Genomic DNA, 24,023 nt, shown 5'->3' with positions numbered 1-24,023 from the left:
GGCTTCCCCCAGTCCTACATTTTCACAGACAAAAAAATAGTCCGACTATTTTTATCAGAAAGAAGGAAAAAACATGTTTTTAGCAGATGATTTTTTATTAAGTACCGATTGGGCAAAGAAATTGTTTCACGATCACGCAAAAAAAATGCCGATCATTGATTACCATTGCCATTTAGAACCAAAAGAAATTTATGAAAACCAAAATTTCAAAAATCTGACAGAAGCCTGGCTTGGTGGCGATCACTACAAATGGCGGCTCATGCGGGCTTGCGGCGTCAGCGAACACTTAATCACCGGTAACGCCACCGATTACGAAAAATTCATGGCATGGTGTCAAACCGTGCCAAAAATTATCGGCAATCCGCTGTACAGTTGGACCCACTTGGAGCTGAAACGCTTTTTTGGAATCGATTTGCTGGTCAATGAAAAAAATGCCCCGGAAATTTGGGAAAAGGCCAATGAACAACTGGCATCCCCTGCCTTTCGACGTCGCAACATCATCGCCAACAGTCAGGTAAAAATCGTTTGTACCACAGATGATCCCGTTGACGATCTAGTTTTTCATAAAAAGCTGGCTGAAGAAGAAAATCGTTTCACGGTTTTACCGACCTTCCGACCAGATAAAGCCTTAAATATCACCAAACCAGATTTTGCTGAGTATATTCAACGATTAGCCGATGTTTGTGCTGCCGAAATCACAACCTTTAGTGAACTAATCACTTGCTTAATTAAACGAATCGATTATTTTCACGAATTTGGCTGTCGGTTGTCGGATCATGCGTTGGACGTGCTGACTTATCAGCAGGCAGATGAAGACACGTTGACAAAAATTTTGCAAAAAGCTTTGAGACACAAACAATTAACGCCGGAAGAAGAAGCTTGTTATCGGACAGAAACGCTGGTTCGTCTATTCCAAGCCTACCATCAACATGGTTGGACCATGCAACTACATATTCATGCGTACCGTAATTGCAATACAGCGATGCTTGCCCAATTAGGGCCGGATACCGGTTATGATGGCATCAACGATCTTTCCCTAACCATTCCGTTGCAAAAATTATTGGACCGTGCGGAACAGACAGATCAATTGCCGCAAACGATTTTGTATTCCTTAAATCCAAATGATTACCCTGTATTGGTGGCATTAATGGGCTGCTTCCAAAAAGAAACTGCCGGCAAACTGCAGCTGGGCTCCGGCTGGTGGTACAATGACACCAGAGCTGGTATGCGGGACCAATTGACCCAATTTGCTGATGGCAGTGCGCTACAAAACTTTGTAGGTATGCTGACAGACTCCCGTAGTTTTCTTTCCTATACCCGTCATGAATATTTCCGTCGGGTCCTTTGTGAATTTATCGGTGAAATCGTCACTCGTGGTGAAGCACCGGAAGATGAAGAACTTTTAGGAAACTTAGTGGAAGCCATCAGTTACCACAACGCTGCCAACTACTTTCATTTTTAATCAAAGAAGGCGAAGCAATGAAATTGTTTATTGACCACTTAGAAAAAGACCCAAGCTTTCAAAAGCCCAAAGAAACCAGTTTGCATTTGTGCTACCACGACGAAGAAAAACGCAACTGTCTGTTGATTTTCCCCGGTGGTGGTTACGAGCATCTTGCAATCAAAAAAGAAGGCACCACCATTAGTAAATGGGGCCAAACGCAGGAATGGCATACCGCAATCTTGACCTATCAGCTTGATCCCTTCATTCCCAGCCACGTAGTAGAGGAAGTGGCTGATGTGATGGCACAATTACGCACTGATCCAAAAATCGACAAGATTGTCGCCGTTGGCTTTTCTGCCGGCGGCCATCTTGCCGGTCTCATAGGAATGATTGGAGAGAAAAAACCTGATGGACTGCTTTTGGCCTATCCGGTTACCTTTGTCAACGGCTCTTTTGCCCACGAAGGAAGTGCCCGGCAATTTTATGGTGATCCTCTGATGAAAAAAGATTACTCCTTGAATCAGTTAGTTACCTCAAATACGCCCCCTTGCTTTATTTGGCACACGGTCACCGACCAAGCCGTTCCAGTAGAAAACAGTTTGTCTCTTGCCACTGCGTTAAGCAAACACAACATTTCTTACGAGCTGCATTTATTTCCAACCGGTCCCCATGGATTAGGGATGGATGATCCTACCCACCCTTCCTATCAATGGGTACATCTAGCCGAAACATGGCTGCGACAATTCTAGTCTTTTCTTAAAACATTTTCTAGGGAGGAACCCATGACTCAAATTTTTATTGCTGGTGATTCCACCGCAGCACAAAAAATCCCCGAAAAGCGACCGGAAACCGGTTGGGGAGAAAAACTAGGCGATTTTTTCACCTCTGAAATAACTATCAAAAACCATGCCCAAAACGGACGGAGTACCAAATCATTTCTTGCTGAAGGACGCTTGAAAACCATTGAAAAAGAAATTCAAACAGGTGACTATCTCTTGATTCAATTTGGACATAATGATCAAAAAGAGGATCCCACTCGAGGAACGAACCCTTTCGATACGTATCAGAAAAATTTACAGCTTTTTGCCGATGTTGCCCGAAAAAAACGGGCAACACCGATTTTTTTGACTTCGATTACCCGCCGAATGTATCTGCCAAATGGCACGCTTGATCCACTGACACTTGGTGATTACCCAGAAGCCATGAAACAACTAGCGCTGGAACAAAAAATTTTATTGTTGGATCTTTTTACTAAATCTCAGGAAAGTCTCCAGCAAAAAAAACAAGATGAAACAAAGAAGCTTTATCTTCACGGTACACCTGGTGAATTTTCGACTTATCCAGAAGGTGTTCAGGACAATACCCATTTAAACGAAGCCGGAGCAGAATGGATTGCTCAGTTAGTGGTCGATGAGTTACAAAAAACGGATTGTCCCTTAAAAGAAAGTCTAAAAAGGAGAAGCCATGTCTACATTTAATCTGGGGATTCGTGCCCACGATCTTGTTGCATCAACCCCTGCGGAACTGGTCACTAAATTAAAAACGTATCAACTAAAAAATATCCACTTTGCCCCAAAGAAATCCTTTCCCAATTTAGTGCCTGATTTATCCAAACTTACCGAAGAAACTGCCCGCTTTTTAGGAGATACCTTTGCAAAAGAAGAAGTCAAACTTTCCGTTTTAGGCTGTTACGTCAATATTTCTTCCCGTGATAAAAAAATTCGGCAACAGGCAGTTGACCAATTCAAGCACCACCTGCAATTGGCAGCAGCCTTTCATGCACCTTTGGTTGGGACAGAAACCGGTAGTGTCACACAAGGCTATACTGTAGAAAATTTTACCGAAGAAGCCTATGTTGCTGCTCGAGAATCTGTGATTGAAATGGTCAAAACGGCAGAAAATCTCCAAGTGATGGTGGGAATCGAAGCCGGACTAAACCATCCATTATACACCAGTCAATTAGCAAAACGCTTAGTGGAGGAAGTGCAGTCTCCCAACCTGCGAATCATTTTCGATCCGGCTAATTTGATGCGTCCAGATAATTACTTGCAACAGGAACGGGTGATTGCCGAGGCATTGGAAGATTTACAGGATGTCATCGAAGTTGTCCACTTAAAAGATTTTCAAGTCATAGACAATAAAATCAAGATTGTACCAGTGGGAACCGGGCGCATGGATTATACAGAAGTCCTGCGGTTTTTAAAACATCAACGTCCTGCTATGTTTGCCAGTTTGGAAGCAACCACAGAAGATCATCTCCCCTATGCGCTAGAAGTACTGCGACGACACTATGATGTTTTATAAGAGGGCTTTCGTCTGATGAATCCTGTTCAAAAAAGTTTCGAAAATAATACTGCTGATCCTTTTAAAACACTCCTTTACCTTTATAAAGGAAACTATCCTAAATTAGCGCTGTCCGGCGGATTGTTTCTAATCAAACACATTCCAGCTTGGGTGATGCCTCTTGCCATCGCCAATGTAATCAATGCCGCAATTGCTCCAGACGGCAAGTTGCAAACCATCTACATCAATGCCTTGGTAATGCTTTTTTTAGTCGGGCAAAATATTTTTTCGAATTATTTTCATATCAAATTTCAAAGTCTCTCCATTCGGCAAGTGGAGGCAAATTTGCGGGCAGCCTTGATCGAAAAATTGCAGGAATTGTCGATTATTTACCAAAAGGAGCTCCAATCCGGTCAGCTGCAGTCAAAAATCATGCGGGATGTCGAAGCGGTCCAAACCCTCTCCTCCCAAATTTTTTCCAGCAGTCTGAATATCTTGATCAATTTAGTGGTGGCATTGGCGATTACTTTGTACAAAAGCCCCATCGTTTTTCTCTTCTTTTTATTGACCGTACCGATTGCAGCTTTAATTATTGTTTTTTTTCGTAAGCGAATTAAAAAACAAAATAGTGACTTTCGACAGGAAATGGAACACACATTTGCTAAAGTAGTCGAAGCCATCGAATTAGCGCCAATCGTGCGGGCACACGCCTTAGAGACTACTGAAATGCAACGCTTGGGAAATCATTTTCAAGCAATTTATCAAAAAGGATTCTCTCTGGATATTTTGCAATCGACATTTGGTTCTGTCAGTTGGGCAAGTTTTCAGGCCTTCCAACTGCTCTGTTTGGTTTTTACCGGCTCAATGGCGCTGCAAGGAAGAATTCCAGCAGGAGATGTCGTATTGTATCAAACCTATTTCACAACAGTCGTCAATTCCGTCTCCAGCTTGATTACTTTGATTCCCACCATTTCAAAGGGAATGGAATCGGTTCGTTCAATTGGGGAAATTTTGACTTCAGGTGAAATCGAAACTTACCGCGGCAAACAAAAAGTTGTGAGGGTTTCTGGTGCCTTTACCTTTCAGCAAGTCGGTTATTCCTATCCGCTTTCCCCTCAGCCAGTTTTAGAACAGTTGAGCTTTACCGTAAAGGCGGGTGAGACGATTGCCTTAGTCGGTGAATCTGGTTCCGGAAAATCAACGATTTTAAGTTTATTGATTGGTTTTATTCAACCTTCCGAAGGGCGATTACTTTTAGATGGACAGGAAATGAACAAATTAGACCTGCGTTCTTATCGGCGCTTCATTGCCGTCGTTTTGCAAAATACGATTTTATTTTCAGGAACCATCCAAGAAAATCTGACCTACGGGTTAAAAAATATCTCCCCAAAACAAATTGAAACCGCCTTAAAAACTGCAAATTTATGGGAAGTAGTTTTACAACTCCCCCATGGCTTGCATACACAGATTGGGGAGCACGGTGACAAACTTTCTGGTGGACAGCGGCAACGTTTGGCAATTGCCCGCGCATTGCTTCGTTCTCCTCAAATTATTTTCATGGACGAAGCAACTTCTGCTTTGGACAATCTTTCGGAAAAGAAAATCCAAACAGCCTTAAACAAATTAACTAAAGGCAAAACGACGTTTATTGCTGCCCATCGCCTGTCAACGATTCGTGACGCCGACAAAATTGCAGTCATCAAAAATGGTAGCTGTCATGAATTTGGCACCTTTGAAGAATTAATGGCACAAAAAGGACTGTTTTATCAGCAATTTCAATCTCAAATTAATTAAAGAAGCAGTTGTTCCCATCAATCGGTAGGAACAACTGCTTTTTTAGTCTATTTCTTCTCCATAGCGGCTTTTAAAGCAGCGGCTAAAGGACTTTCTTCCGGCTCTGCCTGTTGGTTGATTTTTTTCAATAGGCGACGTTCTTCTTGCTTGCTGACTTTTTTGTTGCGCTCTTTTTTATCAGGAATTTTTTCCGTGATAGAGCAGAATTTGCATTTAAAGAAAGAACCGTTTTTCCCCTCAATGATTTCCATTTTTTTATGGCATTGCGGGCAACGATGATTGGATAGCTTAGGCTCTTTGCGGCGGCGATAGCTGCATTCACTATTGGAACACACATAAATCTTGCCGTCTCGGGTATTTTTTTCTTTCAAAAAGGAACCACATTCCGGACATTTCTTTTGGGTCAAAGAAAAATCCTGGTAGGTGCTGTCACTTTGTTTGATTTCTTTCACTAATTGTTGGGTATCTTTTTCAATCTGCTGCAAAAATTTCTGACTGGAATAACTGCCTTTGGCGATCAATTCCAGTTCCTTTTCCCATTTTGCCGTCAATTCCGGTGTGACCAGAGAAGGATTGACTAAAGATAGGAGTTGTTTGCCTTTTGGCGAGACTGTCAGATTGCTGTTGCTTCGTTCCATCAATTCCGATTTGATTAATTTTTCAATGATTTCCGCCCGTGTAGCTGGCGTACCAAGATTGAATTTTTCCATTTTTGCTAAAAGCGTACCTTCATTCAATGGTTTTGGTGGTGAAGTCAATTCTTTTTTGATGGCAAAATTCGGTTTGATTCGCTGCCCTTCCTGCCAATCCACCGAGTGTTCTTTGACGGTTTCTGTCTTCCATCCGGCTTCGATCACAGTGTTATTGGTAAAAAGAAAGTTTTCTTTTCCAAAAGACACCGTTACTTTTTGTTGTTTCCGTTTATGATTTGCCGCAAACAGCATCAAAAAGCGCTGTACAATCATCGTGTAGATACGTTGTTCATCGGTTGATAATTTTTCATAGCGGGGGCGCTGCTCGGTAGGCAACAACGCATGGTGATCTGAAACTTTGCTGTTGTTGAACACTTTTTGCTGAACGACCCGTGGATTTTTAAGGTATTGTTTGACTTCCGGCGCAAAATCACTAACCGCCTGCAAACGTTCCTGCATCGTATCTTTCATGTCTTCTGTCAAATACTTGCTGTCTGTTCGTGGATAGGTCACGATTTTATGGATTTCATACAAACTTTGGACCAGTGACAAGGTTTTTTTCGCAGAATAGCCGTAACGAGAATTAGCTTCTCGTTGAATCTCTGTCAAGTCATACGGCAATGGTGCAGCTTCCGTTTTGACTTTCTCTTCCACCGTTTCTACACGACCATTTTGTTGACTCATTTGATTTACCAATTGTTGTGCGATTTCCCGTTCTTTTAATTGGTAGGGATTTTTTTGCACCATGCGCGCCGTTTCATCCCCTACCGCTAATTCGATAACATAATAGGTTTGCGGACGAAAGGATTCGATTTGTTTTTCTTGCTCCCGCACCAATGCCAAGGTCGGTGTCTGCACCCGACCGGCACTTAAATTGTCTTGATATTTCACTGTCAACGCCCGCGTCACATTCAAGCCTACGAGCCAATCTGCCTTGGCACGGGCAATTGCTGACTGGTACAATGTATCGTAGTTTTTTGCCGGAGCAAGCTTGCGAAAGCCTTCCTTGATGGCTTTGTCGGTTTGCGAAGAAATCCATAACCGCTTGACCGGTTTATCAAAACGCACCCACTCTAAAATCCAACGAGCAACCAATTCCCCTTCCCGTCCAGCATCGGTGGCGATTACAGCTTCACTAACATCTTTTCGCTGTGCCAATTGTTTGATGGCTTTTAACTGATGCCCGGTTTTTGGTAATGGTTTGATACCCAACTGTTTAGGAATCATCGGCAATGTTTCCATTTGCCAAGTTTGCCAGTCTTTGTTTAAATCTTCCGGCATTTTTAAACCCAATAAATGACCAAGGGCCCAAGTCACAATAACATTGGGTCCCTCATAATAGTTTTTGTATTTTTGATTAGCGCCCAATACCTTGCTTAGGTCTTTGGCAACGCTTGGCTTTTCCGCTAGAATTAATTGTTTCATAAAATTCCTTTCCGCTTTCCTTTGCTACTGGTTGATAATCCTTTAAAAGAGCCAAGCCGGTATACTGTTGCAAATAATCATCGCATTCTTCACACCAGCGTTCGTCTCCTTCATTCCAAAAAGCAAAGAGATAATTTTGTTTGCCATTTACTTGGCTGAATTGATCCTTTTGGAGATACCATTCATGCTCAAAAAAAGCCTGGGCTTCTTCAAAGGTCGCAAAAGATGCTTCTCTGACAATATCCTTGCGCCAATCCTCGAAAAACCACCATGGTTCATTGTCTCCATACATCATGATTACTTGATACATTTCATCGCTCCCCGTTTGTTTTACGAGTTCATCTTACTCACTAACATTTCTATAAGCAAGAAATGTGCCTTACTTACAAAAATTCCTTGCGATTCTCTTAATTTTTTCCTACAAAGAATAGTTTACCATAATTTTGAGACTTGCCGGAAAGAAAATTCTGATTTATGCTATAAAGGCAGAAATTTAAGAAAGAAGGCTTTTTTTTGATCAACAAAATTAAATACCAGTTGTATCGTCCGCGGGCTGTTTGGGAAAAAAATCTGCAGGTTTTGTGGTTTGGTACATTTATGGCTGGAATCGGCTTTAGTCTTGTCATGCCCTTCATGTCGCTGTACATAGATACTTTAGGTCACTTTTCCAATCAAGAATTAAATTTTTGGAGCGGCATCACTTTTTCTTCCACGTTTTTAGTCACCACAATCATCTCTCCTTGGTGGGGCAAATTAGCCGATCAAAAAGGACGTAAGTTGATGCTTCTACGGGCATCTTTAGGAATGGCTGTGGTAATCGGTTTAATGGGCTTTGTTACTTCAGTATATCAATTGGTTGCGTTGCGTTTTTTGCAAGGAATTTTTTCTGGCTACATCAGCAATGCCACTGCTTTGGTTGCCACCGGGACACCACGAGAAAAAAGCGGGCAAGTGCTGGGAACGTTGGCAACCGGCTCCGTTACTGGAACATTGCTGGGTCCTCTTTTAGGAGGGATCACTGCTTCGGCATTCGGGTATCGTCCAACTTTTTTCATCACATCGAGCATTTTATTCATTGTTTTTCTGCTCAGTTTGTTTATGGTTCATGAAGAATTTACCCCGGTAGAAAAAAAGGACATGCAACCGGCAAAAGCAATTTTAAAAAATCTCAAGTACCCCCATGTCATTATCGGTATGTTTATCACTACAATGATTATTCAAGCTTCAAATAATTCCATCAGTCCGATTATCAGTTTATACATTCGACAATTACTCCACGGACACGGAAACGTCACCTTAATCAGCGGAGTAATCGCATCAATTCCCGGTATTGCTACGTTGATTGCGGCTCCACGCTTCGGGCGATTAGGAGATCGAATCGGCAGTGAGCGTATCTTGGCAATCGGATTATTGATGGCGATGGTGGTCTATCTGCCAATGGCGATTGTTACGAACGTTTGGCAATTGGCGGGGTTGCGCTTTTTGATTGGTATTTCTGACGCCTGCTTGCTACCGGCAGTCCAGTCCTTAATCACTAAATATTCTCCTCACCAAGCTGCCGGTCGAATTTTCAGCTACAATCAATCCTTTCAGGCTACCGGAAATGTTGTGGGTCCCCTGATTGGTTCCTCCGTTTCCAGTATGCTGGGCTATCGTGGGGTTTTCGTTTCCACTTCCTTATTGGTGTTAGCCAACTTTTTATTGGTTCGACACAATACTGCGGAAATCAAAAAAGAGTCTGGTGCTGTTTCATCTACCGAAGCAGAGGACGATTTATCAGAAGACAAAAGAGAAATGATTGAGCATCACTAAAAAAACGTTCCAGAATTTAAGATTCTGGAACGTTTTTCTACTTATACATATTGCAATACTTTTTCTGCTTGGTAGGCGTGATCAATCAACCCGCCGCCTAAACATTCCATGCCATCGTAAAATACAACAGCCTGTCCCGGAGTAATTGCTCGTACAGGTTCGTCGAAAATCACTTCCGCCCGATCGCCTTCAAGTAAACGAACAGTCACAGGAACATCTTGTTGACGGTAACGGAATTTAGCCGTGCACTTAAATTCTGTTTCCTTTGTTCCGTTAGTGGTGAAATGAATTTCGCTGGCATCCAAACGATCCGCGTACAATGCTGGATGATGGAAACCTTGACCCACATACAAAGTATTCGTCGCCAAATCTTTTCCTACCACAAACCAAGGTTCGTGGGAGGCACCGCCACCACCGATTCCAAGGCCTTGACGTTGTCCGATGGTATAATACATCAACCCATCGTGATCGCCTTTTTCTTCCCCGTCAAGGGTAATCATCTTGCCTTTTTTAGCAGGCAGATAGTTGCTTAAAAATTGTTTGAAATTCTTTTCACCGATGAAGCAAACGCCTGTAGAATCTTTTTTCTTTGCGGTTGCTAAACCCGCCCGTTCTGCAATTGCTCGAACTTCTGATTTTTCCATTCCTCCAAGAGGAAACATGGTTTTACTTAATTGTTCTTGAGACAATTGACTTAAAAAATAGGTTTGATCTTTGTTTTGATCCACGCCACGGAGCATATGCACCACGCCGTTTTCATCTGTTTCGACTTGTGCATAGTGACCTGTCGCAACATAATCTGCACCTAATTCCAACGCATAGTCCAAAAAGGCTTTGAATTTGATTTCTTTGTTGCACATTACATCTGGATTTGGGGTTCTGCCGGCACGATATTCTGCCAGAAAATACTCAAATACCCGATCCCAATATTCTTTTTCGAAATTCACCGAATAATAAGGAATTCCGATTTGTGCCGCAACTTTGGCTACATCTTTGTAGTCTTCCGTTGCCGTACACACACCATTTTCATCCGTGTCGTCCCAATTTTTCATAAAAATTCCTACGACATCGTACCCTTGCTCTTTCAGCAAAAGGGCCGTTACCGACGAGTCTACCCCGCCGCTCATGCCGACAACCACACGTGTTTGGCTGTTTGCCATGTTCTCACCATCATTTCAATCTAGATTCCGAAAACTCTACGATTTGAAGGTCGCAACTTTTCAGTATCTGCCATTATACAACAGAACGGTGAGAAATTCACTTGTTGAAGATTTTCTTTGGATATTTTTAGAAAGCAGGAAGCATTTCTCAGCGTAATTTCGCCAACTCTGCTGCTTTTTCTGCAGCAATCTGATCGATTTGATTCTCAGAAATCGGTGTTCCAAAAGGCATTTTTCCCGGTAAAAAATTCAGCTCCGGTGCATCCACGCCAACATTTATATTTTCTGGAATCGGCACACTGTAATGATGGATATGCCCATGAAGATTGCGAATATTTTTGGTGGTTCCCAACAACATCGGGTAATGGGTCAAATAATATTGGTGGTGATTGAACTTCAATAATACACCCACATCTTCAAAGGCAAATTTATTTTCACCTGTACTTGTTTTCGGATCATTTTCAGCCAAATACTTAAAAAAATCCCGTGTATCATGATTTCCTTTGATAAAAACAATTTTTCCCCGCAACTGGCTGAGGATTGCTAAAATTTCCGGAAAACCCGCCTCATAGTTTGGATGCATGGCGACATCGCCGAGATGATAGACTGTATCTTTATCCTCCACCACTAAATTCCAATTGTGAATCATCGTTTCGTGCATTTTTTCCGTTGTTTTAAACAAACGGGGAGCAAAATCGTTTTTTCCTAAAAGCGAGTCGTGAAAATAATGGGTATCACCGGTAAAAAATTTCATCGCTTTTTCCTCCTATAACACAGCAAGAGGCTGTTTTGTCGTAGGTTTTGGAAAGGTAGCATCTATTTTTTGCCATTCCGCTTCTGTCAGCTCCAATTCTGCTGCCTGCAAATTATCCAATACATGTTCCTTATTGGAAGATTGTGGAATAGCAATCGTTTGGTTGTCTCGCAAGGTCCAGGCAAGTAACAGTTGGAAAACAGAGCATTGATGTGCCTGTGCAATTTCTAGGAGAACCGGATTTTTTTGGAAATCATTCCCCAAACTGTCTCCTTGAGCGATTGGGGAATAAGCAATCAACGGCAGCTTTTTTTCTCGCATCCATGGCGAAAGATCAAATTCAATCCCACGACTGCCCAGATTGTACAGCACTTCATTGGTCAGGCAGTTTTTCCCTTCAGGAATCTGCCAGAGTTCCTCCATATCTGCCACATCAAAATTAGAAACACCCCAGCGCAAAATCTTTCCGGCTTTTTGGGCTTGTTCCATCGCCGCAACCGTTTCTGCCAAAGGAATTTCTCCTGTCCAATGAAGCAAATACAAATCCAGATAATCAGTATTCAAACGTTGCAAGGTTGCCTCCAGATGATTGGGCAGCTTTTGCAATGAGGCATTCCAAGGATAAATCTTTGAAATCAGATACAACTCTTTTCGATTGAAGGGCTGAATGGCTTCTCCCACTAAGCGTTCTGAATTGCCTTCTCCATACATTTCTGCCGTATCAATAATCGTTGCGCCTTGTGCCAGACCCGTTTGCAGGGCTTCGATCTCTGCTGCTCGTTTGTTTTTTTGATCTCCCATGTGCCACGTTCCTAGCCCAATCGGTAAATGCGGTGTCCCGTTCAATAGGATTCTCTTCATTTTTTATCACCTCAGTTTAAGTATACGGTAGGGGACAAATTCAAACAAATAATCCTCCCTAAAAATGAAAGCAAAAAAACAGCTCCAAGAAATTTCTCAGAACTGCTTCGTCTTATGCTTTTTCAAATAATCCCCGGCTGATAAAACCGTCCATCAGGAAATAAAATTTTTCCTGCAGCATTTTATGACTCTCATCTTTAAAAATATTGACGGCCTTCAATCCGTTGGAAGTCGTTACCGACATCTTTAAAGTTTTGATATCTTCGGAAACCGTGATTTTCAGCTTTAAGCCTTCCTTGCTTTGCGGTGTTGCTTCTAGCGGACGGATCAATTGAAAATTGCCACCGTTCGTTTCTGTAAAACCATTGTCTCGCAACGTGTAACGCTTGGCAGAAGGATTGATTCGGTAAGAAATATCTGCTCCTAAAACTGTCGCTTTTTCTTGGAATGCCATTTTTTCACCTCAAATTAGTAGTCTTTCCTCTAATTATAAAAGTTTTATAACAGATTTGCCAGCCCAACTCTAAAAAAGAAAAATTATTTGGATGCAGAAACAGTATTTGCCAACAGCGCAGCAAATTCTGCAACAGCTTCTTTGGTGTTGCCTAAGCCAAAACTGATTCGAATCGATTGATGGATTGCCATCGAGTCAGTACCATACATTGCTTCTAACACATGGGAAGGCTCCACATTTCCTGCGGTACATGCTGAACCGGTAGAAATCGCCGCCCCTTTCAAATCCAGTTTCATCAATAATAAATCATTGGCAATTTCCGGAAAAGTCAGGTTCCATACATGAGACAATTTGTGTTCTTCGTCTCCGTTGATTTGATAGGTAATCTTTTTTTCATCCAATGCTTGAAAAAGAAGTGCCGCAAAAGCATGATACTTTTCTGCGTTTTCCTTTTGTTTTTCAGGCGTCAAAATTTCTACGGCCTTTGCCATACCGCCGATTCCCACCAGATTCTCGGTACCTGCACGACGTTTTTCTTCCTGCTCTCCTCCATGAAGATAAGAAGGAATATTGATACCGTCTTTCTTGAATAAAAAGCCGACCCCTTTTGGTCCGTTGATTTTGTGGGCGGAGATACTTAGCAGATCAACCCCATCTTCATAGGGATGCAGCGGAATTTTTCCATACGCCTGCACAGCATCTGTATGGAAAATAGCTGGATGATCTTTTAACAGCTCGCCAATTTCTTTGATTGGCAGCAAATTTCCCGTCTCATTGTTAGCGTACATGACTGAAACTAAAATCGTATCTTCCCGTAATGCTTTTTCCAACTCTGATACATGAAGCTGCCCTTTTTCATCGACAGGTAAATAGGTGACCTCAAAGCCCTGCGTTTCCAAAAAGCGCATGGCTTCCAACACCGCTGGATGCTCAATGGCTGTCGTAATCAAATGTCTACCTTGTTCTTTTCGTGCATAGGCCGTGCTAATGATTGCTGTGTTATCCCCTTCTGTTCCACCACTGTTAAAAATAATTTCATGGGGTTTAACGGTCAAACTATTCGCAATAATCTGCCGAAAATTTTCCAATTGTTCGTGGGCTTGCCGACCATAATTGTGAATACTTGAAGGGTTGCCAAAGACATCCTGCATCAGCCGGCTCATTTCCGTAACGACTTCCGGATGCATCGGTGTCGTCGCCGCATGATCTAAATAAATGTGTTCCATTGCCTTCACCTTTTCTTTTTTTACTAGGCACATTCTAGCACAGAATGGACGGGAAACCAAAGATCAACCAACTTTTCAAACGATTCTTCCTTTTTTTCAACTTGAGCTGTTTGCTGCATAACTCACCACGGCTCGCCAGTATCTGTCGATCGGTATAAACAGTTATGACCTAAATCGTAGAATTTAGATAGACTCAGGGAAACTCGTTGTGAAACTTTATCTTTTGGTTGATTATTTTGTAAAAAAAGACAAGGAATCTAAGAAAACTTATGCAGCTTTCTTAGATTCCTTAATTAACAATGATTTAATTTATCGAGCTTTAAACATCTTTAATAATCAAATTGACGATAATAACGGCGAATATCAAGCGGATGACAATTCAATTTTTCCACATGTGCATCAATTCGTTGAGTAACACAATGCATTAGTAAAAATGATAACACTCTTCCTCTATATTTCTCACTGATTCCTTCTACAGGATAATCCTTGGAATCGATTAGGGTATAATCCCCACAAATCCGTGGAAGTAAATTAGCTACTCGTTCAGATAAAGGACGTTGTTCATCTTCACCTAAAAATACTGTAACCGGCGTCGTTTCATCAACGATTTCTAATGTTCCATGGAGAAATTCAGCTGCATGAATTGATTTTGAACGAAGCCAACTTTGTTCTTCCCAATAGCACATCGCATATGAGTACACAGCTCCCCATTGATTCCCTGCTCCAATAAAATAATGCATAGAATCATGGCGATGTTTTTCAGCAAATTCTTGTCCAAACTTATCTGCCTGCTTTTCTGCTTCAACTAAACCAACAGCCAAATGATTATCTAATTCTTCATAATATTCTTCATAGTCTTCAAATTCATTATTATTCTTCATCAATCGATCTGCAACCATAAAAAACTTAATTTGCTCTGTGCCTGGTGCTGGATAGGTGATGACATAATCACATATTTCAGCAAGTTGGCTACCTTCTGCATCAACAAAGCCTAGTAGTGTAGCACCAACTTTTTCAATTTCCTTTGCTGCTTTAACAACTTCTTGGGTTGTCCCGGTAACTGAAGATAAAATAACTAATGATTTATTCGTCAAGCGTTGATTCCCAGTAGTATAATATTCAGCTGCATGTTGTACATAAACAGGTAAGTTACTTTTTCCATTAATATACGTTACTGCCTGCATCGCAGAAGCATAGGTTCCGCCAATACCTAAATAATAAATATTATCAAAACCCTTTTTATATACCTCGTCAACAATTTTTTCGACATTTGAACGTAATTCTAAAGCACCTTGGATATCCTTGATTTGTTTTTCTTCATTAAATTTTAGCATCTTTTATCTCTCCTTTTTATACACCTAATACGCCAAAATAAGTTAATACGATTCCGATAAATGTTGCACCGATAATTTGCCACAAAACATTTACATTCTTTTTATTTAAATAATAGAAAATGAATAAAGCAGCTAAACTCAGCATTCCTGGCATTACACCATCTAGAATACTTTGCATTGTCTCGGTCGATTCTCCAGTACCTATTTTTATATCCATATTGATATAAACCATACTACTTGTCATGGCGCCAATAACCATAACTCCTAAAATTGAGGCAGCATTTTTAAATGTATCCATCATTCCAGACTTTTCAATCTTATCTAGATACCCGATACCTAATTTGTAACCAAAAATCGCACCGTAATATCTTAGAACATAACCTGGAATATTATAAATCAGTAAAAATAGAATTGGACCGAGTACATTGCCGCTTTTTGCAAGTGAAGCAGCTAATCCTGTGGCGATGACTCGAATAGTTCCGATGAATATTGAATCTCCAATACCTGACAATGGTCCCATCAGAGCGGTTTTGATAGAATTAATGGACGATTCGTCAAAATTTTCTGTCGTTGCTTTTGTTTCCTCCATAGATGCAACAACACCACCAATAAATGGTACAACTTGCGGCGTACAATTAAAAAATTCCATATGTCTTTGTAGCCCTTTAACATATTCGTCCTTGTTATCTCCGTACAGCTTTTTCATTAATGGTGCCATCATATGAGCAAAAGCCAAGTGCATTTGTCTTTCATAAGTCCAGCCAAATTCCATCGGTAACGATCTCCACATAATGTTGATCAAATCTTTTTTAGTTACTTTCTTCTCATTGTTAGAAGTCGTCATCATCCAATACCTCCCCGTCTGTTGCTATAGGTTGCTGTGTATTTGCTTTGTTATTGTACATAATAAATACAAGAATTAACCCAAAAAGTGCCACTCCAAGTACTGGTACTTTCAAATACGAAGACAATAAAAATCCTAAAAAGAAATACGGCAAAATTGATTTATTCAAAATCATTTGTAATAGTATTGCAAACCCAATCGCCGGAAGTAAATTTGCAGAAACTTCAAGACCGTCAATAATTGGTTGTGGAATCATATCCAAAACTTGCTCGATTCTTGTACTTCCTAAGTAATAACCCACAAAACAAAGTACTCCTCGACGGAAACATTCTATTAAACCTACTGACCACAGTGCACCAGTAATTCCCCCTGCTTTCCCTTCCTCTGCATACCTATCCCCCACATGTGCGATCATCGGAAATACGATACTTAACAAGTTTCCTATAGCAAGAGACAGCATAGCAATTGGCATGGCAATAGTTACAGCAGCACCGATTCCCTTTCCAAGGCTTATTGCAAATGCTGTTCCAAGAACTCCACCAACAATGACATCCGGTGGAAGATATGCACCTACAGATACAGCTCCCATAAAAATAAGTTCTAAGGAAGCACCAATAATTATCCCTTGAGTAAAATCACCTAAAATCAGTCCTACTAATGGTCCCATGATAATCGGTCTATTTAGCAAATTAGACCCTATCGCAAAATCCATTGGTCCAAGAAATCCAACTAAGCCAATTAATAATGCTGTTGTTAAATTACTCATTTTCATTCCTCCTATTTATTTTTTTTATTGCATTCATCACATTTTTATCTACAGCTTTAGGATTCAAAAAATAGGTTGAATTTGCAAATTCAAAGGTGAAATAACCTTGATATGAATTTTTTTCAAACTCTCGCAAATCGCTTTCCATATTCCTCGTTCCATCCCCCCAAGCTAAATGGCCAGTTGGATTTCCATCAACAAAATGGCAATGGATGATTCTTTCTTTGAAGGTTTCAAAATATTGATTAATTGTTTCATGAGAACGTGCCATAGCTCCTAAATCCAAATTAATAAATAGGTTTGGATGGTCTACAACTTTTAAATACGCAACTAATTCATTAATTGTATTCACTAGGTGAGATTCCTCAGGTTGCAGCGCTTCTAGTGTCATTTTTACTCCTCTTAGCTCTGCATACTCCACCAATTCTCGCATTAAATCAGTCGACCGCTTCCATGCCTCAGAAGGATTCTCTGAATAGAAATCCCAACCAGAATTCATAGATACTATTGGACTTTCCAGTTCATTAGCTGCATCAATGGCATTTTTAAAATAATTTCTGGCTTTATTTATCAATTTGGGAGTTTTTGCCGCTAAACTATAGGGTTTGGGATTACTTTGTTCAGGAGTCAAACAGATAATATTTAATTCATTACTTACAAACTTCTTTTTAAAATCTTTTACATTTTGGTAATGTAAATTATCAATTTCAAAATGATGAGTACAAGTCCATAATTCAAAATTTTCAATTTCATTTTCTTTTAACGACTGAAAGAAATATTCAATCGGATAATTACGATAATAGTAATTCATTCCAGAGAATTTTGATTTATCAATCATACTCTCACCTCACATCTTTATAGAGTAGCAATTTATCGCTAGGAACTTGTCTGATTTCTACTTTTTTCCCAAGAGAAACTAATTCATCTAATAAGTTTAATTCTTTCGAAGTAACATTGATTGCCTTTGAAATATTTTTAGTATCTTCTCTTACTTTCGTTCCTCCCAAGTTGATTTCTGTTATATCTGGACAATTTTTTGCTATACGATACGCATCCTCCACTGATTCAACGACAATAAATAATTTATATTTATCTGTTACACCACTTTCTAGGGCAGCAATTGAATCTTCAATATTTTTAATAACCAATTTTACTCCCTGTGGCTTTGCTAACTTTATCGTTGTTTTTCGAAGATCATTCGTGGGTACATCATCATTTGCAATTAAAATACAATCGGCACCTAAATTTTGTGTCCATGAAAAGGCAACTTGTCCGTGTAACAAACGGTGATCTACTCGTGTCAATAAAATCATCTATTTTTCCTCCCTAAAAATCTTCTTCTTTTATTTCTTTTTGAATACTTTCATTACAAAATTGAATAGATTTCTTTGCGCTATCTAACGCTTGTTGAATAACTGTTGTAATCGTACCAGTCGATTCAAGTTGAGTAACTAACTCAACTAAAAATGGTAAGTTTAATCCAGCAATCAAATAAAAATTAGGATTCTCAATATAACGTAAAAACTCGTTATTCACACTACCACCAAAAATATCTGTAACTATGATAATTTCATTTTTCTGATTTTCAGCTATTAATTCAGCAACTGCCCGAGTTAAATCAAAAGTTTCCTCCAAGTAACAATCCAAAGCACTAATATTTTTATTTTTTCCACAAATTAATTCTAATGAGCTTAAAATTCCTGATGCAAATTTCCCATGAGAAGCTAAAACTACTTTTCTCTCCAATACTGTTCACCTCACTTACACCCTAATAAACGCAAAAAGCGTGCCAAACTTAGTGGCACGCTTTCAACAATTATTAGAACTCACTATTTACTTCCGTTAATTCAGTCTTTCCAAAAAGAACATCATAAATATAAAACAATTCATAATCCGGTAATCGGACACTGTAAACCTTTTCCACGACACTAAATGCATCCTTTATCTCCGATAGCTCTTTTTCATGACACTTATGGCGAGTGTCACGACCAGTGTATGAATCAATGGGAACATTTCGAATAAGACGTTCAATCATACAACTTACATGTACATAAAGTGCAAGTTTTCGATCGTTCCTGATTTGAATATTCCATAGCTCTTCTAATCGCTTCATAAATAATTCGATTTGTGCGATTACCTTTTCAGTATCCAAAATCGTCACAGATTGGATAACTTGATCCAAAGAAAAGTTTCGAATCATTTGATTATTAAAATAAGTAGAATCTTCTTTGTTCAAATCATTTTTAACCCAAGTTAGCAGTATTTCTGTCCCTTTTCCAGAAATTAATCTTTCCAATGAAATAAAAGGAACCCCTTTATGTCTTGGATTGTCTGTACCAATTATTCCAATGATGTCATATGGTTCAAACATTTTTTCGAATTCAGTTGGATTAGTTAATTGTTTATATTCACAAGGAATAATTTTAATCTCTAAATTGCTTGGCATACTTTTTTCTAAAAGATTACTTATTTGCACAGCTGTTCCAATTCCTGTTGAACAAGTGGTTATCAAAACTTTTTCTTTGTCTAATTCAGGAAGAATAATTTCCCATCTATTTTTATGAACCTTTTCTACAAGTGTTGGAATTTCCGTGATATTATTTCTTTTCTGTATTACTTCACCTACTGCAATGGCTAATCCGGTCGTTACATTATTCATGATGGCAATTGGGGCTTTGATATCTTTAGGAAAGTATTGATAAATTTCTTTCAGTGAACCCATGTCAAATAAGATCATCAAACCATTGGATATATCATTTTTTTCGATATAATGAGTAATATTTTCTGCTATTTTTTTAGGAGTTACATCTAAAGGCATATCAAAAGACTGAAAAATCAACTCATTCAATAAACGATTCGCTACATTCGCAATGCTACTAGCAGTCGCATAACCATGCGCTACAATAATAGCTTTTGGATGGGCATTTTCTTTAGAATACCCTGAATTGTTAATATAAATTGAAAGAATAATCCGGTCCATACTTGATAATTCAATATCCAGCGTATTTTTTACCAAAACTAAAATCTGTTCAGCATATTGATAACTATTAGGAAATCTGTGTCTGATATCTGCTAATAATTGTTCAATCAGAAGAATTTTTTCTTGTTCTTCTGGGACCCAGTCGACATCTCGCCTTTGAAAAAGATAATGACTGATTGCATATACAATACTTCCATTAAAACTAATTTGAAACGAATTCTCGATTGTTTCCAACATTTGTCGTACATGTTGAGTAATAAACAACATCATATTATGTTGTCCATCTTTTTGAACATCAAATAATAAATGATCAAAAAGACGTTCGATTTCTTTTGAAAGTTTGGGAGCTGATAACTCTAAACGCCGATCATTTTTTACATATTCTAAAAGAATTTTTTCATAAATTTGTACAATCCATTTCAATTCAGGTTCGTTTTCTTCAAGTAGAGTCTCAAATTCTTTACTCCCATCAATTATAATTGGAGCTAACATACCCGATTCATAAATTTCTTTGGTTGATGATAACAGGTATGTTGGAATCATATGGATAGTTATAGCTATTTCTTTTTTACTTTGAGAATTTGCAAAACTTTTGGCTACAATAATTTTTATAAGATTTTTTAATTCTCCGACATTTCCTTTATACTTCCGATTCATTAAAATATTGATTACCTTAGGTGAAATCGACATCTTTTTCCCAATTATTTTTTGTTCCTGATAAAAAGACTGTAGAATCAACTGCTTTCTTTCTGATTGTGTTCGTTCATTAAGCGCTGGAATTGGTATCTGAACAGGAATTCTTCTTAAAAATGTGGTTAAAAATGTACTGGTGCTATCTTCCGTTGTAGCAAATGCTAAACGACAATGAATTTTGATTGATTGGGTACTGTCACCAACTCGATGTATTACCCCGTTATCTAGATAGGTAAAAAGCTTTTCTTGACCTTCTGCACTCAATCGATGGACCTCATCAAGAAATAATAATCCTCCATCTGCAGCTTCAAATGCACCTTTTTGATCTTCCGTTGCACCTGTAAAAGCGCCTTTGACATGACCAAAAAGGCTGCTAGTTAAAAGTTCCGGATTATCTGCATACTGAGCACAATTAACAGTAACAAGAGGTGCCTCAGCTTCTAAGACATCATTTGCTATACAGTATTGATGAAATAGTGTTATCAAAAAAGATTTACCTGTACCACTAGCCCCAGAAAGGAATACTGGCAATCCACCATTAGGATACAGAGCAGCCATTTTCAGCTGTTCAATTGTATAAGATAAACTTCCGTGACTTCCGATAACACTCGAAAAAAAATCCTTTTTTTTATCAAAAAACGGCTTTTCTTCAGCTATTTCATTTAAATTTTGATAAATACTTTTTTCCAATGGGTAATTCTGATTCTCAAAAATACTCTTAGAAAAAAAATAAACGGGACGAGTATTTACTTTTACTAATACTCCCTCTTCTACAAGCTGATTTAAATGATGACTTACTGTATTTCTCTTTACATTAAATTTTTCAGCAATATTTTTCGCAGTAAAAATATCGCTTACATTACTAGTATCAAAAAAGAAAGTTTGATTTTTTATATATCTCAATAAGTCTTCTCTCAACAACTGAATACCTCCTACTCATTATCACTATAATAGCTGATTTTTTTTAGAATTCTATTAAATTTATGATTTCATTAAAAAATTCTATGTATTAAAAAAGATAAATAAACCTGTTCCGTTTATCTATCTTCATTTAAACTATTCAAAAGTCAAAAAGTAAGAAACAAAATCTAATCTCACTGATAATCCTTTTTCTCCAATTTGAACAATGGACTCATTGGGGTGTTTTCATGGATGCGTTTGACTGCTTCTCCCATCAATTGTGCGCAGGTAACATACGTCAATTTCTCCGGATGGCGTTCGTCCGCCGTCCAACAGGAATCGGTGACGCAGATGTCTGCGATTGGTGCTTGGTCAAGTGTTGCTTTTGCGGTTTCTGAAAGCAATGCGTGAGAAGCACAGGCATAGACTTCTTTTCCGCCGGCTGCCTTTAATAATTCTGCGGCTTTTGCCATTGTTTCACCGGTATTCAAAATATCGTCTACCATGATACAATTTTTCCCTTGAACATCCCCGATAACATAGCCTTCGCTTTCTTCGGTTTCTTCCTGATCAACAATTGCGATCGTCGTGTCCAGATATTCTGCCAAACTACGGGCACGTTGCACACCAGAATTTTTTGGCGAAACCACCACGTAATCATCCCCCGTCATACCCCGTTTGCGATAATAATGGGCAAAAAGCGGCATGGTAAACAAATTATCTACCGGAATATCAAAAAATCCTTGTACTTGCACGGTATGCAGATCCAATGTCAGCACGCGGGTAGCACCGGCTTCCACAATCATATTGGCAATCAGTTTAGCCGTAATCGGTTCATGGGGTTTAGCGGTCCGGTCTTGTCTGGCGTAAGCATAATAAGGCAACACCACATTGATGGTTTTGGCGCTGGCACGCTTCATTGCATCAATCATAATTAACAATTCCATGTAATAATCATTCACAGGCTTGTTCGTTGCTTGAATCAAATACACATGGGCGCCCCGCACACTTTCTTCGATACTGATGGAAATTTCGCCATCACTGAATTGTTTGATAGAGCAGCGACCTAAAGTTGTTCCGAACACTTTTGCGATTTTTTCTGCAAGGGGACGATTGCCATTCAAACTAAAAATTTTCAATGAATCGTCTTGATATTTCTCAACCATTTTTGCCTCCAAAAAGTTTTTTGTCCTCAGTGAGAAACCACTGATTGTGTTTGCTTCGACAAATCTCGTTTCACTTCTGCTTATTCTACCATACTTTTCATGAAATTTTTATAACGGGAGCGAAATTGTTCCATTGATCCAAGCAGCAGGAATGACTTTGCGATGGTCTCCCCAATTATCATGGACTTTGAAAAAACGCTGACCATCTTCCGTTTCCAAATAAGCATAGGCAACCACCCAATGATTGCCGTAACTGCTGCCTAACCCTCTCATCAAGCCCAAAATGACCGGACGGCCTTGATCGATTCGTTTCGTTGCCCGGTGCCAACCTCCCAGCATGGTTGTTCGTGCCCGATAAGGCAGTTTGTAAAAATCAAAATAGCGAGACAATCCATACCCGACTTGGATCGGCAAAGTTGGCAATCCATGAGGCTGAATCAGTAAGTGCAAAATATCGATCAACGATTTCGAAGTTTGAGCATTTTTATTCCGAAGATTTGCTGGAATAATCTTTTCATCAACATAATCTTGATAATAAGCTAAAAAAACCGCGGCTGCATAAGTACCACAAAGATAACCACTAGGCGTCATCCAACGACGATACCGAGAAAAACGTTCTTCGGGTATTCCTATCCATTCATTTGTTGTCATTGTTTTCCCTCGTTTCTCATTTGATCGTATCCTTTTCAAATAGAAAATTTCATAAACGATTGGCCATTCTACTTTTGAAAAAACAGCGTTAACATCTTCCTCATTATAACGAAAAACCGCAAAATCTGCTATTCGGACTCATTTGATAAAAATTTTTTTGATTTTTGTTATACTACAAGAAACATCACTAAAGGAGATTTATCCAATGAACTACGCCATTTTTCTGCGGGGAATCAATACGGGGGGCTTGACCATTAAAATGAGCGAGCTGAAAACCGTCTTACAGCCCCTAGCTTTTGAAAAAATACAAACAATTTTAGCCACCGGGAACCTTTTGATCCAAACGACCTTACCGGCAGATGCCGCACTGCAACAAGTCATTGACTGTTTGAGCGCTCATTTTCAAACGCCGATTTCTGGATTGATTCGCACAGAAAGTGAAGTCCGAGAATTGCTTCATGACATTGTCACCGACGTCCCTGCAACCCACAATCAAATGGTTCTCTTCACTAACGCCGAGCTATATCCTGAATTAGTGGCTGAATTTGAAACCTTTCCTCACGATGCCTATGAATGTCTCAAAAAAACAAGTGGGCATGACCTACTTTGGGTCGTCAAAAAAGGGGAAACCACCAAAAATTTTGGTGGGAAAGTTTTGGGAAAAGCAAAATACAAACCTTTGCTGACTTCTCGAAATCTGACGACCATCAGAAAAATTGTCGCTGCATTTGATAATTTTTAGAAAATTCTCAAAAAAGCATTCATTTCCTTTGTTAAATTACTA

The 24,023-nt window shown here is 39.3% G+C and carries 23 protein-coding genes; 7 read left to right on the top strand and 16 right to left on the bottom strand.

Annotated features, from left to right (window positions below; all coding sequences use genetic code 11):
• The first annotated feature begins 73 nt into the window (after window positions 1-73).
• The 5 genes from uxaC to BN1875_RS05425 are packed head-to-tail and all read left to right on the top strand — an operon-like array spanning window position 74 to window position 5,521.
• On the top strand, window positions 74-1,462 hold the full coding sequence (gene uxaC / locus BN1875_RS05445) for a glucuronate isomerase (RefSeq protein ID WP_048603842.1): 1,389 nt from the start codon (window positions 74-76) through the stop codon (window positions 1,460-1,462).
• Window positions 1,463-1,479: 17 nt separating this feature from the next.
• Window positions 1,480-2,193 carry an alpha/beta hydrolase gene (locus BN1875_RS05440; protein WP_048603841.1) on the top strand — a complete coding sequence of 238 codons (714 nt, stop codon included), beginning with the start codon at window positions 1,480-1,482 and terminating at the stop codon, window positions 2,191-2,193.
• 33 nt (window positions 2,194-2,226) lie between these two features.
• Window positions 2,227-2,922 carry a rhamnogalacturonan acetylesterase gene (locus tag BN1875_RS05435; protein ID WP_048603840.1) on the top strand — a complete coding sequence of 232 codons (696 nt, stop codon included), beginning with the start codon at window positions 2,227-2,229 and terminating at the stop codon, window positions 2,920-2,922.
• Window positions 2,909-3,748, top strand: a complete 840-nt coding sequence (locus BN1875_RS05430; protein ID WP_048603839.1) for a sugar phosphate isomerase/epimerase family protein — start codon at window positions 2,909-2,911, stop codon at window positions 3,746-3,748. Before BN1875_RS05435 ends, BN1875_RS05430 begins: the two co-directional genes overlap by 14 nt.
• A gap of 12 nt (window positions 3,749-3,760) precedes the next feature.
• The gene (locus BN1875_RS05425; protein WP_147570581.1) at window positions 3,761-5,521 is read left to right on the top strand and encodes an ABC transporter ATP-binding protein; all 1,761 of its coding nucleotides are present in this window, start codon (window positions 3,761-3,763) and stop codon (window positions 5,519-5,521) included.
• Window positions 5,522-5,568: 47 nt separating this feature from the next.
• On the opposite strand, the gene BN1875_RS05420 is transcribed toward BN1875_RS05425, so the two are convergent.
• Together BN1875_RS05420 and BN1875_RS05415 are read right to left on the bottom strand one after the other, a co-directional pair.
• Window positions 5,569-7,638, bottom strand: a complete 2,070-nt coding sequence (locus BN1875_RS05420) for a DNA topoisomerase III (RefSeq protein WP_048603837.1) — start codon at window positions 7,636-7,638, stop codon at window positions 5,569-5,571.
• The gene (locus BN1875_RS05415) at window positions 7,571-7,948 is read right to left on the bottom strand and encodes a DUF1033 family protein (RefSeq protein WP_048603836.1); all 378 of its coding nucleotides are present in this window, start codon (window positions 7,946-7,948) and stop codon (window positions 7,571-7,573) included. The genes BN1875_RS05420 and BN1875_RS05415 overlap by 68 nt, the downstream gene beginning before the upstream one ends.
• Before the next feature lie 206 nt (window positions 7,949-8,154).
• Between BN1875_RS05415 and BN1875_RS05410 the strand changes: the two genes are divergently transcribed.
• Window positions 8,155-9,450, top strand: a complete 1,296-nt coding sequence (locus BN1875_RS05410) for a multidrug efflux MFS transporter (protein WP_390622588.1) — start codon at window positions 8,155-8,157, stop codon at window positions 9,448-9,450.
• Between the two features lie 41 nt (window positions 9,451-9,491).
• Here BN1875_RS05410 and mnmA read toward each other — a convergent pair whose 3' ends face one another.
• The 14 genes from mnmA to BN1875_RS05340 all read right to left on the bottom strand — a co-directional run bounded on the left by mnmA (window position 9,492) and on the right by BN1875_RS05340 (window position 23,239).
• On the bottom strand, window positions 9,492-10,610 hold the full coding sequence (mnmA, locus tag BN1875_RS05405) for a tRNA 2-thiouridine(34) synthase MnmA (protein ID WP_048603834.1): 1,119 nt from the start codon (window positions 10,608-10,610) through the stop codon (window positions 9,492-9,494).
• A gap of 148 nt (window positions 10,611-10,758) precedes the next feature.
• Window positions 10,759-11,364: a metallophosphoesterase gene (locus BN1875_RS05400; RefSeq protein ID WP_048603833.1), complete on the bottom strand. Its 606-nt coding sequence runs from the start codon at window positions 11,362-11,364 to the stop codon at window positions 10,759-10,761.
• Between the two features lie 12 nt (window positions 11,365-11,376).
• Complete coding sequence (locus tag BN1875_RS05395; RefSeq protein WP_048603832.1) at window positions 11,377-12,225, bottom strand: aldo/keto reductase; 849 nt, start codon at window positions 12,223-12,225, stop codon at window positions 11,377-11,379.
• A gap of 112 nt (window positions 12,226-12,337) precedes the next feature.
• A complete protein-coding gene (locus BN1875_RS05390; protein ID WP_048603831.1) occupies window positions 12,338-12,679 on the bottom strand; it encodes a DUF1831 domain-containing protein in 342 nt (113 codons plus the stop codon).
• Window positions 12,680-12,762: 83 nt separating this feature from the next.
• Window positions 12,763-13,905, bottom strand: coding sequence for a cysteine desulfurase family protein (locus BN1875_RS05385; RefSeq protein WP_048603830.1), 1,143 nt, complete (start codon window positions 13,903-13,905; stop codon window positions 12,763-12,765).
• A 329-nt stretch (window positions 13,906-14,234) separates the two neighbouring features.
• Window positions 14,235-15,239 carry an SIS domain-containing protein gene (locus BN1875_RS05380; RefSeq protein WP_048603829.1) on the bottom strand — a complete coding sequence of 335 codons (1,005 nt, stop codon included), beginning with the start codon at window positions 15,237-15,239 and terminating at the stop codon, window positions 14,235-14,237.
• A 16-nt stretch (window positions 15,240-15,255) separates the two neighbouring features.
• The gene (locus BN1875_RS05375; protein WP_048603828.1) at window positions 15,256-16,086 is read right to left on the bottom strand and encodes a PTS system mannose/fructose/sorbose family transporter subunit IID; all 831 of its coding nucleotides are present in this window, start codon (window positions 16,084-16,086) and stop codon (window positions 15,256-15,258) included.
• Window positions 16,070-16,849 carry a PTS mannose/fructose/sorbose/N-acetylgalactosamine transporter subunit IIC gene (locus BN1875_RS05370; protein WP_048603827.1) on the bottom strand — a complete coding sequence of 260 codons (780 nt, stop codon included), beginning with the start codon at window positions 16,847-16,849 and terminating at the stop codon, window positions 16,070-16,072. The genes BN1875_RS05375 and BN1875_RS05370 overlap by 17 nt, the downstream gene beginning before the upstream one ends.
• Complete coding sequence (locus BN1875_RS05365; RefSeq protein WP_048603826.1) at window positions 16,842-17,687, bottom strand: sugar phosphate isomerase/epimerase family protein; 846 nt, start codon at window positions 17,685-17,687, stop codon at window positions 16,842-16,844. Before BN1875_RS05365 ends, BN1875_RS05370 begins: the two co-directional genes overlap by 8 nt.
• 4 nt (window positions 17,688-17,691) lie before the next feature.
• Complete coding sequence (locus BN1875_RS05360; protein WP_048603825.1) at window positions 17,692-18,162, bottom strand: PTS sugar transporter subunit IIB; 471 nt, start codon at window positions 18,160-18,162, stop codon at window positions 17,692-17,694.
• Between the two features lie 13 nt (window positions 18,163-18,175).
• Window positions 18,176-18,595: a PTS sugar transporter subunit IIA gene (locus tag BN1875_RS05355; RefSeq protein ID WP_048603824.1), complete on the bottom strand. Its 420-nt coding sequence runs from the start codon at window positions 18,593-18,595 to the stop codon at window positions 18,176-18,178.
• A gap of 73 nt (window positions 18,596-18,668) precedes the next feature.
• A complete protein-coding gene (locus BN1875_RS05350; RefSeq protein WP_048603823.1) occupies window positions 18,669-21,443 on the bottom strand; it encodes a sigma-54-dependent transcriptional regulator in 2,775 nt (924 codons plus the stop codon).
• A gap of 173 nt (window positions 21,444-21,616) precedes the next feature.
• On the bottom strand, window positions 21,617-22,588 hold the full coding sequence (locus BN1875_RS05345) for a ribose-phosphate diphosphokinase (RefSeq protein WP_048603822.1): 972 nt from the start codon (window positions 22,586-22,588) through the stop codon (window positions 21,617-21,619).
• Between the two features lie 108 nt (window positions 22,589-22,696).
• On the bottom strand, window positions 22,697-23,239 hold the full coding sequence (locus tag BN1875_RS05340) for a hypothetical protein (RefSeq protein ID WP_048603821.1): 543 nt from the start codon (window positions 23,237-23,239) through the stop codon (window positions 22,697-22,699).
• Window positions 23,240-23,444: 205 nt separating this feature from the next.
• On the opposite strand from BN1875_RS05340, the gene BN1875_RS05335 reads away from it, so the two are divergent.
• Window positions 23,445-23,981 carry a DUF1697 domain-containing protein gene (locus BN1875_RS05335; protein WP_048603820.1) on the top strand — a complete coding sequence of 179 codons (537 nt, stop codon included), beginning with the start codon at window positions 23,445-23,447 and terminating at the stop codon, window positions 23,979-23,981.
• Window positions 23,982-24,023: the final 42 nt, after the last annotated feature.

It is taken from the genome of Enterococcus massiliensis (assembly GCF_001050095.1).
Lineage (GTDB): Bacteria > Bacillota > Bacilli > Lactobacillales > Enterococcaceae > Enterococcus_C > Enterococcus_C songbeiensis.
This window is presented reverse-complemented; position numbering and strand designations above follow the sequence as displayed.

Excerpts from the sequence above, each read along its gene's own strand:
- uxaC (WP_048603842.1), top strand. The coding sequence starts at position 74 with ATGTTTTTAGCAGATGATTTTTTATTAAGTACCGATTGGGCAAAGAAA.
- BN1875_RS05440 (WP_048603841.1), top strand. The coding sequence starts at position 1,480 with ATGAAATTGTTTATTGACCACTTAGAAAAAGACCCAAGCTTTCAAAAG.
- BN1875_RS05435 (WP_048603840.1), top strand. The coding sequence starts at position 2,227 with ATGACTCAAATTTTTATTGCTGGTGATTCCACCGCAGCACAAAAAATC.
- BN1875_RS05430 (WP_048603839.1), top strand. The coding sequence starts at position 2,909 with ATGTCTACATTTAATCTGGGGATTCGTGCCCACGATCTTGTTGCATCA.
- BN1875_RS05420 (WP_048603837.1), bottom strand. The coding sequence starts at position 7,638 with ATGAAACAATTAATTCTAGCGGAAAAGCCAAGCGTTGCCAAAGACCTA.
- BN1875_RS05415 (WP_048603836.1), bottom strand. The coding sequence starts at position 7,948 with ATGTATCAAGTAATCATGATGTATGGAGACAATGAACCATGGTGGTTT.
- mnmA (WP_048603834.1), bottom strand. The coding sequence starts at position 10,610 with ATGGCAAACAGCCAAACACGTGTGGTTGTCGGCATGAGCGGCGGGGTA.
- BN1875_RS05400 (WP_048603833.1), bottom strand. The coding sequence starts at position 11,364 with ATGAAATTTTTTACCGGTGATACCCATTATTTTCACGACTCGCTTTTA.
- BN1875_RS05395 (WP_048603832.1), bottom strand. The coding sequence starts at position 12,225 with ATGAAGAGAATCCTATTGAACGGGACACCGCATTTACCGATTGGGCTA.
- BN1875_RS05390 (WP_048603831.1), bottom strand. The coding sequence starts at position 12,679 with ATGGCATTCCAAGAAAAAGCGACAGTTTTAGGAGCAGATATTTCTTAC.
- BN1875_RS05385 (WP_048603830.1), bottom strand. The coding sequence starts at position 13,905 with ATGGAACACATTTATTTAGATCATGCGGCGACGACACCGATGCATCCG.
- BN1875_RS05380 (WP_048603829.1), bottom strand. The coding sequence starts at position 15,239 with ATGCTAAAATTTAATGAAGAAAAACAAATCAAGGATATCCAAGGTGCT.
- BN1875_RS05375 (WP_048603828.1), bottom strand. The coding sequence starts at position 16,086 with ATGATGACGACTTCTAACAATGAGAAGAAAGTAACTAAAAAAGATTTG.
- BN1875_RS05370 (WP_048603827.1), bottom strand. The coding sequence starts at position 16,849 with ATGAGTAATTTAACAACAGCATTATTAATTGGCTTAGTTGGATTTCTT.
- BN1875_RS05365 (WP_048603826.1), bottom strand. The coding sequence starts at position 17,687 with ATGATTGATAAATCAAAATTCTCTGGAATGAATTACTATTATCGTAAT.
- BN1875_RS05360 (WP_048603825.1), bottom strand. The coding sequence starts at position 18,162 with ATGATTTTATTGACACGAGTAGATCACCGTTTGTTACACGGACAAGTT.
- BN1875_RS05345 (WP_048603822.1), bottom strand. The coding sequence starts at position 22,588 with ATGGTTGAGAAATATCAAGACGATTCATTGAAAATTTTTAGTTTGAAT.
- BN1875_RS05340 (WP_048603821.1), bottom strand. The coding sequence starts at position 23,239 with ATGACAACAAATGAATGGATAGGAATACCCGAAGAACGTTTTTCTCGG.
- BN1875_RS05335 (WP_048603820.1), top strand. The coding sequence starts at position 23,445 with ATGAACTACGCCATTTTTCTGCGGGGAATCAATACGGGGGGCTTGACC.